The sequence below is a fragment of the Chitinophagales bacterium genome (assembly GCA_019694975.1).
In the GTDB taxonomy this organism is placed as follows: Bacteria; Bacteroidota; Bacteroidia; order Chitinophagales; family UBA10324; genus JACCZZ01.
The window spans coordinates 675,743-687,718 of sequence record JAIBAY010000002.1 but is presented as its reverse complement, the minus strand read 5'-3'; the positions used below and the strand labels follow the sequence as shown (position 1 = coordinate 687,718).

Here is an 11,976-nt window from a genome sequence, read left to right as displayed (position 1 = left end):
CCCTGATGCAACTATTCTGGAAGCAATAAGGCGGGAATTCATAGAGCTTTATGCTGCTACTGTTGTGCGATATAATTGTCAAGTTCAGCCTCAATACCTTTGGGAAAAGGAACCTTCTCATGCACACCCACATATACCAGGCACATCTCCGGTTTAGATTCAAAATCAGCCCTGAATTTGCTAAGCCAAACTTCAAGGTGATCATGTAAGTCCTGTAATTGCGGGATCTGAGCAATCAGGGAACGATTTGATTGTATCAGTTCCAGCGCCTTCTGATTATATTCATACAATACATCTTTGGTATAGGCCCTGACGATAGAATAAAGATGTCTTTCCTCTTTATTCATCTTGCTGTAATACTTCATAAAAAACGGTTCATACTCCAGCCGTTCCTTGATTTGCAGCCTTATGGTCATTGCCTGGTAAAGTTCATCGCGTAACTGCGCCTGTGCAAGAAAGGTGACGCTGGTGGTTTTTAGCAAATCTTTCAGCTGATGCGCTGCATCAGCAGGTGCTGACATTGCCACTGATAACATAGGATCGAAGTTGAACCTCTGTATTTCATCCGGCGGGCCGGGAAAGGCGGGCTCGGTCTCCGGACGTACGTTTTCTTTCACGGCATCCAGCAATTTTTCCCTGCACGAATTTTTATCCAGTCCGGTCAGGTCGCAACTGACTATACTCTTCAGCAATCCGGCCGGCATACAGGCTTCAATTTTTATAGGGATCAGTTTCTTCTCCTTGCCTGTCGGATCTAAGGAAAATGCTGTCGCCCATTCAGGCTGCGTGAAAATGGAAGCGAGGTAATTATTAGAGAGTACTGCGATAGTCTTTGCACAGTTTACCGTAGCTTCCTGCATTTTCAAAACAAAATTATCACCCGGTCTGAAATCCCAGTCCTGGAAGAAGGTGCTATAACCTGCCTTTTCCAGCGTAAAGGCAATCCACGCCGACCATGCCTTATCATGATGGTTATAGCTGATGAAGAAATCTTTCATTGCTCCCCTTGCTTTTTTAGAAAGGTTAAGTTAACAGGTAATTTTAACATAAGCAGGCAGGGTTTTAGCAATTTACTATTTTACCCTAAAAATATTCACCATGCAAGCGACTTCTGTCATTAAAACAGCCATCATCCTGTTTATGATTTCTTCCTTCCTCATACTGAATACAGCGGGGCAGGCGACAAAAGATGAACACCCGCAAGCAACCAATCTTAAGGTGTTGCCAAAGGACATTTCTCATGATGAACTGATTAAAACCATGCGCAATTTCTCAGCGGCATTGGGCGTGAAATGCGGCGCCTGCCATGCTGGGACACCAACGGCTGATGGCAAGATGGATTTTGATTTTGCCAGCGATGCGAAACCGGAAAAAAGCACAGCCCGTGAAATGATGAGAATGGTGAAGGCCATCAACACAAAGTATCTGGATAAGATGGACCGGGGAAATATGGAACATATCACTTGTGTTACCTGTCACCGTGGTAGTATGATGCCAATGGTCAGTGTGGATTCATTGCCGGGCCGGCAGCAACATTGATGTTTTGATGCCGTAAGGTTACATGCATATGGTTACGTTTTTCGGCTGCAATTGAACCCTACTGATTAAATCTGTTTTGTTCGCAAGCTATTTCCTTCGTCATTTTACCTGATATTTGCGATAAGAAATACCTACGAAAAAGCACTTTGCCTGTGGCGTTGTAATAACTGATGCCAGCCTTGTTATGCTCGTGATGATATAAGCCATAACTGTTAATGCGTTCTGAATTCACTTATTCAAAACAACACACTCTTACCAGGTGCCGTAATCACAGTCTGCATGCTTTAACGGATTGCCTCATTACGAGGAGTTGAAGAATGTCTAGAATAGGAGGAAATGGTTCTGAAGGGCATCAAGGTTTTTTTACATTTTTCGTTGTTTTTTCCAATTCTTTCCTTACTTTTGCCTTCCCATTTTTGGGATCACCTCATTAATTATACCAGAAAACCATTGCAGATAACAAAGAAACGCAAACAGGTCAATGCTAAAATTAAGAGCACACAGACCTATACCTTGTCGGATGCATCGAACCTGATCAAGGAAGTTTCAACACCGAAATTCGATGCCTCCATTGACCTGCACATCAGGCTTGGAGTAGATCCCCGCAAAGCTGACCAGGCCATCCGTGGCGTAGCAAACCTTCCACATGGAACAGGAAAAACCAAACGCGTTTTGGTATTCTGTAATCCTGATAAAGAGGCGGAAGCCAAAGAAGCCGGCGCCGATTATGCCGGTTTGCAGGAATTCGTGGAAAAAGTGGAAAAAGGCTGGACGGAGATCGATGTCATCATCGCTACCCCCAGCGTAATGCCCAAGATAGCCAAACTCGGTAAGATACTTGGCCCGCGTAACCTGATGCCAAACCCTAAGTCAGGCACAGTAACGGATAACGTAGCCGATGCTATTAAGGAAGTAAAAGGTGGTAAGATCGCCTTCCGGGTTGATAAACAGGGCATCATCCACGCTTCCATCGGACGCGTTTCTTTCCCGAAGGAGAAAATCTTCGAAAATGCCAACGAACTTATTCATACCGTTGTGAAGATGAAACCTTCATCCGCCAAAGGCACCTACCTGAAGAGCGTGTACATGGCAAGCACCATGAGTCCTTCTATATCTATTGACACTAAAACCCTCATGAACTAACATGGATAAGGCAACCAAGAAAGTAGCGATTGCTGAGCTCACAGAGCGGTTTTCTAAAGCAACAAATTTTTACTTGGCCGATGCATCCAACCTAAACGTGGAGCAGATCAATAAGCTGCGCCGTATCTGTTTTAAACAGGGCGTTGAGTTTAAAGTGGCTAAGAACACACTCATCAGAAAAGCACTTGAGTCTATAGGTACCGGCTATGATGGATTGTTTGACGCTTTACATGGCCCGACATCCGTAATGTTTTCCGAAACGGGTTCCATCCCCGCCAAAGTGATAAAGGAATTCAGAAAAACGGGTGATAAGCCGGTGCTGAAAGCCGCATTCATCGACAGTGCAATCTATATAGGCGATAACAACCTTGACGAACTGTCGAAGCTGAAGACCAAACATGAACTGATCGGTGAGATCATCGGTTTGTTGCAGTCACCGGCGAAGAACGTTATTGGTGCATTGCAATCCGGCGGACAGAAACTTTCCGGTATCCTGAAAACGCTCGAAGACCGTCCACAAAACTAAAACCTTTGCCCGGCTGTGATGCTAAAGGGAAGCTTCCTCTACCTGATCATCATCTGACGGTTTTTTATCAATCAATCAATTCGCGAATCAATAAATCAAAACAAAATGGCAGACTTAAAAACATTTGCTGAACAACTGGTTAGCCTTACGGTAAAAGAGGTGAACGAACTCGCCAAAATACTGAAAGATGACTATGGTATTGAACCCGCTGCAGCCGCTCCCGTAATGGCAGCCGGTGGTGGTGGTGCGGCAGCCGCAGCAGTAGAAGAAAAAACAGCTTTCGATGTTATTCTGAAAGCAGCTGGTGGTCAGAAATTAACCGTTGTAAAGGTGGTGAAAGACCTCACCGGACTTGGCCTGAAAGAAGCTAAGGACCTGGTGGACGGTGCTCCGAAACCTGTTAAAGAAGGTATTTCCAAAGAGGAAGCTGAATCAATCAAGGCCAAGCTTATCGAAGCCGGTGCCGAAGTTGAAGTCAAATAAGATTCCCTTTTTGATTTATTAATCAGGTTTTCCGGCATTAAACGGGAAACCTGATTCCCTTTTTTAACTCATATAAAGGTTTCAAAAAAATCAAATGGCATCAAAGACTAACGAAAGAGTCAATTTCAGCAAGACACAGATTAAACTTGAATATCCTGATTTGCTTGGTATTCAGCTTCAGTCTTTTAAAGATTTTTTCCAGTTAGAAACCACTCCCGAAAACCGGAGAAACGAAGGTTTGTACCGTGTGTTCACTGAGAATTTCCCCATCAGTGATGCACGCAACATCTTCGTACTGGAGTTCCTGGATTATTTCGTCGATCCCCCGCGTTATACGATTGAAGAATGTATCGAACGCGGGTTGACGCATAGCGTGCCGCTCAAGGCCAAGCTTCGCCTCAGTTGCAACGATCCTGAGCACATCGATTTCCAAACGATTGTGCAGGACGTGTTTTTGGGAAATATTCCCTACATGACACCCAAAGGCACATTCCTGATTAATGGCGCTGAAAGGGTAGTGGTATCTCAACTGCACCGTTCACCCGGAGTATTCTTCGGCCAGTCCGTTCACCCCAATGGTACACGCATTTATTCCGCAAGGGTAATTCCTTTTAAAGGTGCCTGGATGGAATTTGCAACGGACATCAACAATGTGATGTACGCATACATCGACCGTAAAAAGAAATTTCCTGTCACCACCTTGCTTCGTGCAATTGGCTGGGACACGGATAAAGAAATATTGACGCTGTTTGAATTGTCGGATGAGATTCCGGCGAAGGCAGCCGATCTGAAAAAGGCCATCGGCCGTAAGCTTGCAGCTCGTGTATTGAGAAGCTGGAATGAAGACTTTGTGGATGAAGATACGGGTGAAGTGGTAACGATTACACGTAATGAAGTAGTCCTCGAACGTGATACGGTATTGTCGGAAGATGATATCGCCAGCATCCTGGAAACAGGAGTGGATACGGTTATTTTGCAGAAAGAAGCCGTGGGTGCTGATTATTCTATCATCTACAACACCTTGCAGAAAGATACGTCCAACTCAGAACTGGAGGCCGTTCAGTATATCTACCGCCAGTTGCGCGGTGCGGATGCGCCTGATGATGAAACAGCCCGCGGGATTATTGAGAAGTTGTTTTTCTCTGATAAGCGGTATGACCTTGGTGAAGTGGGCCGTTACAAGATTAACCAGAAGTTGAGAAAGGACACTGAGCTTGATACGAAGGTATTGACGAAAGAGGATATTGTAGCGATTGTGAAATACCTCGTGCAACTGGTGAATGATAAAGCGGTGGTTGATGATATTGATCACCTGAGCAACAGGCGTGTAAGAACAGTGGGCGAACAGTTGTATGCTCAGTTCGGCGTAGGCCTCGCACGTATGGCACGCACCATTCGCGAGCGCATGAACGTACGCGACAATGAGGTGTTCACACCAATCGACCTGATCAACGCTCGCACTCTTTCTTCTGTGATCAACTCCTTCTTCGGAACATCACAGTTGTCGCAGTTCCTCGATCAAACCAATCCGTTAGCGGAAATCACCCACAAGCGGCGCATCTCGGCGCTTGGTCCCGGTGGACTTTCCCGCGAACGCGCCGGATTTGAAGTACGCGACGTACATTATTCGCACTATGGCCGCCTTTGCACCATCGAAACACCGGAAGGGCCTAATATCGGCCTGATCTCCACTTTATGTGTGCATGCAAAAATCAACCGTATGGGCTTCATTGAAACGCCTTACCTGAAAGTGCATGATGGCAAAGTGGAATTGCGTAAAAAGGTGGAGTTCCTTTCTGCCGATGAAGAAGATGAAAAGGTAATTGCACAGGCGAATGTTCCTATTAATGATAAAGGTGAATTCCAGATAGAACGCATCAAGAGCCGTCACCAGGGTGATTTTCCGATAGTAAGCCCCGACGAAGTGGAATATATGGATGTGGCGCCCAACCAGATTGTTGGTCTGTCTGCTTCCCTCATCCCATTCCTTGAACATGATGACGCTAATCGTGCGCTGATGGGATCAAATATGCAACGTCAGTCTGTACCGTTGCTCAAACCTGAATCACCGATTGTCGGTACGGGCCTTGAAGGCAAAGCTGCAGTTGATTCCCGCATGTTGCTCAATGCAGAAACAAATGGCGTGGTGGAATATGTGGATGCCGAAGAGATCGTGGTGAACTATGAGCGTTCGGAAGAACAGGATATGACCAGCTTCGATACCGGTCGTACCGTCTATAAATTGTTAAAGTTCAAGAAGACTAACCAAAGCACCTGTATCAACCTTAAGCCAATCGTGAAGAAAGGTGATAAGGTAAAGACCGGTCAGATTCTTTGTGAAGGCTATGCCACGCAGGATGGTGAACTGGCACTCGGCCAGAACCTGCAGGTGGCGTTCATGCCATGGAAAGGTTACAACTTCGAAGATGCCATCGTGCTGAGTGAGCGCATTGTTCGCGAAGACATCTTTACTTCCATACACATTGAAGAGTATGAACTGGAAGTACGCGATACCAAATTAGGTGAAGAAGAATTGACACCCGACATACCAAATGTAAGCGAAGAAGCTACCCGCAACCTCGACGATTTTGGTATTATCAGGGTTGGTGCTCATGTAAAGGAAGGCGATATTCTTATCGGAAAAATTACGCCTAAAGGTGAAAGTGACCCTACCCCTGAAGAGAAGCTGCTGCGCGCGATTTTTGGTGATAAGGCCGGTGATGTGAAGGATGCATCGCTGAAAGCGCCGCCCTCAACAGAAGGTGTGGTGATTGACAAGAAACTGTTCTCCCGCGCAAAGAAGGATAAAACCTCCAAGGCGAAAGAGAAGATCCTGCTCGAGAAACTCGAGAAGGAACACGCTAAAGCGATCAGCATCATCAAAGAAACCCTGATTGAGAAGCTGATGAAATTGCTGAAGGATAAAACTTCCAAAGGTATCACCAACGTGTATAAAGAAGTGGTGGTAGCTAAAGGAGTGAAGTTCACAGTGAAGGTATTGAATGATATCAATTACCAGGAAGCTGACCAGGGTAACTGGACGAATGATGACCACACCAACGAACTGATCAAGCGGTTGCTGCACAACTATACGATCAAGCACAATGAAGAAGTAGGTCGTTACAAGCGGGAGAAGTTTAACATCAGTATTGGGGATGAATTGCCTTCCGGTGTATTAAAACTCGCAAAGGTTTACCTGGCCAAGAAGCGCAAGTTGAAAGTGGGTGATAAACTTGCCGGACGTCATGGAAATAAGGGAATTGTTGCCAAGATTGTGCGTGATGAAGACATGCCATTTCTCCAGGACGGTACAGCTGTTGATATTGTGCTCAACCCATTGGGCGTACCTTCCCGTATGAATCTGGGTCAGATCTATGAAACTGTTTTGGGATGGGCAGGTCTGAAACTGGGTGTTAAGTTTGGCACACCCATCTTCGATGGTGCATCCATTGAGGAGATTGAGGGTTACATCAATAAGGCTGGATTGCCAACCCTGGGCAAAACGTACCTGTATGATGGCGAATCAGGCGACCGTTTTCATCAGCCTGCAACAGTGGGCGTGATTTACATGCTGAAACTTTCACACATGGTGGACGACAAGATGCATGCACGTTCCATCGGGCCTTACTCCCTGATTACACAGCAACCATTGGGTGGTAAAGCGCAATTCGGCGGACAGCGTTTTGGTGAGATGGAGGTTTGGGCACTGGAAGCATACGGAGCATCAAATATTCTGCAGGAACTGCTGACCATCAAATCTGATGATATCGTAGGAAGGGCAAAGGCGTATGAAGCAATCGTAAAAGGTGAAAACCTTCCGAAGCCGAATGTACCTGAATCCTTTAACGTACTGGTGCATGAATTAAGGGGACTGGCACTCGACCTGAAGTTTGATTAGTAGTTCATTACTGAAAATTTTCCACGCCGGAATTTTGAATAGTGAAAAGCCATCTTGTGAAAGCAAGATGGCTTTTTCATTTGAACAAACGGTTATTTGGCAGCTATGGTATTGATCGAATCCTCTTTCGTAAGCGTGCGCAGCCAAAAATAAAATTACCCTACATTTGACCAATCGTAGCAGCGAATCATGGGAAAAAGAAGTTCACGCCGTCGCCGTCGCATACCCTGGAAGACTATTTTGCGTATGCTCGCCTATATCGGCATTGTGATTTTCCTCTTTCAATATGGCGAAAGTATGCTGAATGGATTGCTCGACTTCCTTCACCTTTGAAAATAATTATGGCAGAGTATTGATCTCAGGGAGAAAACAGATCAGTTGAAACTAACAACTGATAAAACGTCGGATGATTAATTAAGGCTTGGATTTTCCGGGAAGTCGGCAATAACCTGGTAACGGTCACCCATGTTATGTAAAACAGTGCGCCACAGGTCTTTCGGGTCTGCATCAAAAAGATACTCGGCTGATCCATTACCGATGAACCAGGAGTTTTCCTCCACTTCGCGGTTTAATTGTCCTTCCTCCCAACCGGAGTAACCGAAGAAAAAGCGGATTTCATGTTGCTGAATCTGTTTGGTATCAAGCAGGAAAATCAATCTTTCAAAATCGCCACCCCAATAGATGCCATCCTGCACTTTTGTACTGTCAGTGAGCAAATCACCACGTTTGTGAAGATAGTGTAGCGTGTTGGGCTGTACCGGTCCGCCATAGAAGATCGGGTTATCCACTACCGGAAAATCTTCCACCACTTCATGCACTTTCATTTCTGTGGGCTTGTTCAGAATAAGTCCGAATGCATTTTCATTTTTACATTCACACAGAAACACCACCGCACCTTTGAAATAAGGATCTTCCATAAAGGGTTCTGCAATTAATATTTTCCCGGATGCAACATTTTCCATGATGTAACAGGTTAGTGCGATAAAGTAACTGCATCGGTCTTGAAACTCCAAAAAAAACAGGCAGCGCTTTTTAAGATGTGAATAACTGTGAAGGCAGTGTATTCATTCGGAAATTAAATTTATTTTTGCAACCTTGATTTAGTGAATAGTGAATAGTGAATAGTAATTGGTGACTGGTGAATAGTTAATTGTTATTGATAGCTCACGAAAGTGCATAGCCGAATAACAAATAGCTATTAGCCAACAACAAACACGGTCCCGTAGCTTAACTGAATAGAGCATCTGACTACGGATCAGAAGGTTGCAGGTTTGACTCCTGCCGGGATCACATCTTTCACTGTACCCCTGTTAAGAAAATCTTACAGGGGTTTTTCTTTTATACCCGGTTACAAAACTTATGATCTTATAAACACCATTATCTTAGTTTGACAACAGACACGGACGCTTGCGCCAAACATGGAAAAACTTATCTTATATCTAAAACAACAATTTTTTTATTTACGGTAGCATTGCTCATCGTTACAGCAATAAAATAAACACCGCTTACAGCCGGTTTTTTGATTATAAAATTGTTCGTACCTGCAGAGCACATCTGCTGCATGCTTTTATCAATCAGCCTGCCGGTTATATCGGTTAATGAAATGGAAATAAGCTGTGATTTGGGGCTGACAAACTCAACAAAAAATTCTTCTCCTAATACCGGATTTGGAAATACCTTCAGCTTGAAGTCTTCTGTCCATACTTCAGAAACACTTACAGGGTTAACAATTGTATTGAAGACACTACTTGTAATTACCGGTGCATTATAATCAAAATAAATAGCAGCCGAGTTTTCTATCTGTGTACCCGGTGCAAGCCCCGATTTTTGTTTGATCGTGTATATAAAAAAGCCATGACTAAACGGCTCGCTGCTGTTACTGTCTGGCAGATTTATGTTCGCAAAAGTTATTTCAAGAACATTATTATCAATAAACTTAATGGTGTAGTTATGACTTGCTGATAAAAATTCCAGTGAAGAGAAATCAAGGTTGTTGTCAAGCGTATCTAAAATCACAACATTTTTCGCCATGTAAGTTCCCGTATTCTGAAAACGAATGGTGTATCGCAAGACAGAATCATTAACCGTAATATTTCCAGATGGATACACGAGTTTATCGTTAGGGTCAAAAGATGAAAGTATAAAATCAGTAAAGTGTGAGGTGTCGTTTAAGGAGTTGTTATCGCCATTAAGGCCGGCAGCGTATGATTGAAAATAAACGGTGTCAAACAACTGCGCAAGCGTATCAACAGTCATGTAAAATATTATGGATGAATCCTGTTGCCCTTGAAGTGTAAGGTTATTAAACACATACGTCTGGTTAGTTAAGGCTGATGGCAAAATAGAAATGGAATCTACAGTAAACAGCGTATCAATTGTTGCGCTGACCGATGCTGAATCTGTAAAGAACTGGTGGTTCCTTAAAATAACCAAAAACTGATATGCATTACCGGGAACAGCCGGTGTGAGCGCAACCGAAGAAACAGAAAAATCGTGATACGTTGAATCAATCTGTAGGGGAAAATGCTGTTCCGTAACAGTAGTGTCAGTCAGGTTAATATTTAAAGGAAAAGTTGCGCATGTGCTTGTAAGTGTTCCAGGCAACACAGGTGTAAGCTGATAATTGCCCGCAGGAAGTTCATAAGAAAAATTTCCCATTGTATCGGTCGGCAAACCTAATCCAACATTGGCAACATCAATCATCAGGTTAGTAATTGCAACTTCGCTGGAATCGTAAACACAATTGCTGTTGGCATCAATAAAAGCTTTGCCCTGCAAATTATCTATACAGGTATTGCAAAAATTGTAAAGGGTAAAGCAATATTTATAAGGGTTAAAAAATTTGTTGATTGAAACCAATGTTCGTGCATAATCATTGCTGACAATGTGATTTATTTGTGTGCCTCCATTTTGATAAATTACAGGTTTATTGATAACACCTAAAAAGTTAAGATTTGAATCAAGGTGCGCTATCTCTAATTGTTTTTTACTTCCGTGCAGCCAAATTCCATAAAAGTCTTTATTGGTTTTATCAAAAAAACCATTGGTGGCAATCCAGGCCGGCAGTGTACTTAGTGATGTTTGCGGTATGGAAATAGTTTGTACAAGATTGCCGCCAACATCTATTTTATTAAATCGCGAGGAGTCTATACCATTGAAATAATTTTCAATTAAAGTACCGTCAACATTGCGATGCATTATCATCTGGCTAACCGGACTGGTTCTGTAAGCTAACTGATTTAGCTGTGTATCAAAAGTGTAACTTCCAAAAGGACTGGATGTTCCCGGTTTCCAGGTTTGAAAAAAGTTATCGCCATCATTCATCCAAAATGTTCCTAACCCAACCGGAAACGGAATGGTTGTGTTATTACTTATTATGTTGCCATTTGCATAATCCATTTGCACTAATCGAGTGCCATTGGCAATATGCAAGACCTGATTGTTATCCCATGTGATATTTGTCAAATCCTGGATAGAAGATGTTCCAATTGGGATATCGGTACTCCATAATAAATTAAACAGATCATCATATTTGATAACTGTGAAATTTGAACCGGTGTTTCGTCGTGCAATTATTATGCTGTTATCAAAACAAACTCTTAATCCCCATATATAATCTACTACGCCACCCGGTACAAAATCTACTCGGTGAAGCAACAGATTTCCAGCCGGGTCAATTTTTACTAAGTGTGCAGTGTCTGTATTTTGTTTTCCATGGGCAAGCACGTATATATTCCCAATTGAATCAACATCCATAATTTGCTTTTTGTAAGGTAAAAGAGTTGTATTATGAATTATATCATGATTGGTGAGAAAGGATTTTTTCCAAACAACGAAACCATACTTATTTAATTTAAGCAAATGAATACCTTCCTTGTTAGCTGTAAAGTAATCCCCATCCAATAAAACAATATAATTACCCTGGATATCTTCTTTTAAGTTTACGCTGATAGTAATTGAATCAAAACCGGGCTCGCCATAATCAATGTCTCTAATCCATTTAGTGGTAATTTGAGCATGCGATGCTATGGTAATAGAGCATATTAGAACAAGTAGTTGGGTTATTTTCATAAAATGTAATTACGTTGCTTTTTTACATGTTAATTTAGTGAGCTGATATGCTTCCCGGCCGCCTCACCGTTTGGCGTAAGCGTCCGTTTGTGGCTTCCATTTAAAAGCGTCCGCTTTTCAAACGTGTGCTTCCACCGCCATGATTTAGCATTACATAGCTAAAGCTATTCAAATCTTTTTATCCGCATCGTAAAAAAGTTACACCGCAGTAATCTTACCACGAAGATGCTCAGTTTGACGAGGATTTCTGTGGTCAGCATTAATTTTTACTCGCTTCAAATTATATTTTAGTAATGGTTAATAGTAAAAGACCTGA

9 protein-coding genes and 1 tRNA gene are annotated in these 11,976 nt (G+C 43.0%); 7 read left to right on the top strand and 3 right to left on the bottom strand.

Going from position 1 to position 11,976, the window contains the following annotated elements:
- Positions 1-56: 56 nt before the first annotated feature.
- Entirely contained in the window at positions 57-998 is a 942-nt protein-coding gene (locus K1X61_05960; GenBank protein MBX7108176.1) for a toll/interleukin-1 receptor domain-containing protein, read from the bottom strand.
- Between the two features lie 100 nt (positions 999-1,098).
- On the opposite strand from K1X61_05960, the gene K1X61_05955 reads away from it, so the two are divergent.
- The 6 genes from K1X61_05955 to K1X61_05930 all read left to right on the top strand — a co-directional run bounded on the left by K1X61_05955 (position 1,099) and on the right by K1X61_05930 (position 7,922).
- On the top strand, positions 1,099-1,539 hold the full coding sequence (locus K1X61_05955; protein MBX7108175.1) for a c-type cytochrome: 441 nt from the start codon (positions 1,099-1,101) through the stop codon (positions 1,537-1,539).
- 336 nt (positions 1,540-1,875) lie between these two features.
- Complete coding sequence (rplA, locus tag K1X61_05950; GenBank protein ID MBX7108174.1) at positions 1,876-2,682, top strand: 50S ribosomal protein L1; 807 nt, start codon at positions 1,876-1,878, stop codon at positions 2,680-2,682.
- A gap of 1 nt (position 2,683) precedes the next feature.
- Entirely contained in the window at positions 2,684-3,208 is a 525-nt protein-coding gene (gene rplJ, locus K1X61_05945; protein ID MBX7108173.1) for a 50S ribosomal protein L10, read from the top strand.
- Between the two features lie 105 nt (positions 3,209-3,313).
- Positions 3,314-3,691: a 50S ribosomal protein L7/L12 gene (gene rplL / locus K1X61_05940; protein ID MBX7108172.1), complete on the top strand. Its 378-nt coding sequence runs from the start codon at positions 3,314-3,316 to the stop codon at positions 3,689-3,691.
- A 94-nt stretch (positions 3,692-3,785) separates the two neighbouring features.
- Positions 3,786-7,589 (top strand): DNA-directed RNA polymerase subunit beta, encoded by a 3,804-nt coding sequence (gene rpoB, locus K1X61_05935; protein MBX7108171.1) that lies wholly within the window; start codon positions 3,786-3,788, stop codon positions 7,587-7,589.
- Between the two features lie 189 nt (positions 7,590-7,778).
- On the top strand, positions 7,779-7,922 hold the full coding sequence (locus tag K1X61_05930) for a hypothetical protein (GenBank protein MBX7108170.1): 144 nt from the start codon (positions 7,779-7,781) through the stop codon (positions 7,920-7,922).
- Positions 7,923-7,999: 77 nt separating this feature from the next.
- Here the strand turns inward: K1X61_05930 and K1X61_05925 are convergent, their stop codons facing one another.
- Complete coding sequence (locus K1X61_05925) at positions 8,000-8,551, bottom strand: YqgE/AlgH family protein (GenBank protein MBX7108169.1); 552 nt, start codon at positions 8,549-8,551, stop codon at positions 8,000-8,002.
- Between the two features lie 254 nt (positions 8,552-8,805).
- Here K1X61_05925 and K1X61_05920 point away from each other — a divergent pair.
- Positions 8,806-8,879, top strand: a tRNA-Arg gene (locus K1X61_05920).
- Positions 8,880-9,017: 138 nt separating this feature from the next.
- Here K1X61_05920 and K1X61_05915 read toward each other — a convergent pair.
- Positions 9,018-11,660 (bottom strand): T9SS type A sorting domain-containing protein, encoded by a 2,643-nt coding sequence (locus tag K1X61_05915; protein ID MBX7108168.1) that lies wholly within the window; start codon positions 11,658-11,660, stop codon positions 9,018-9,020.
- Between the last annotated feature and the right edge of the window lie 316 nt (positions 11,661-11,976).

Bases quoted from the DNA above. Each gene is read 5' to 3' on its own strand.
- K1X61_05955 (MBX7108175.1), top strand. From the start codon at position 1,099: ATGCAAGCGACTTCTGTCATTAAAACAGCCATCATCCTGTTTATGATT.
- K1X61_05960 (MBX7108176.1), bottom strand. From the start codon at position 998: ATGAAAGATTTCTTCATCAGCTATAACCATCATGATAAGGCATGGTCG.
- K1X61_05915 (MBX7108168.1), bottom strand. From the start codon at position 11,660: ATGAAAATAACCCAACTACTTGTTCTAATATGCTCTATTACCATAGCA.
- rpoB (MBX7108171.1), top strand. From the start codon at position 3,786: ATGGCATCAAAGACTAACGAAAGAGTCAATTTCAGCAAGACACAGATT.
- K1X61_05925 (MBX7108169.1), bottom strand. From the start codon at position 8,551: ATGGAAAATGTTGCATCCGGGAAAATATTAATTGCAGAACCCTTTATG.
- rplL (MBX7108172.1), top strand. From the start codon at position 3,314: ATGGCAGACTTAAAAACATTTGCTGAACAACTGGTTAGCCTTACGGTA.
- rplA (MBX7108174.1), top strand. From the start codon at position 1,876: ATGGTTCTGAAGGGCATCAAGGTTTTTTTACATTTTTCGTTGTTTTTT.
- rplJ (MBX7108173.1), top strand. From the start codon at position 2,684: ATGGATAAGGCAACCAAGAAAGTAGCGATTGCTGAGCTCACAGAGCGG.
- K1X61_05930 (MBX7108170.1), top strand. From the start codon at position 7,779: ATGGGAAAAAGAAGTTCACGCCGTCGCCGTCGCATACCCTGGAAGACT.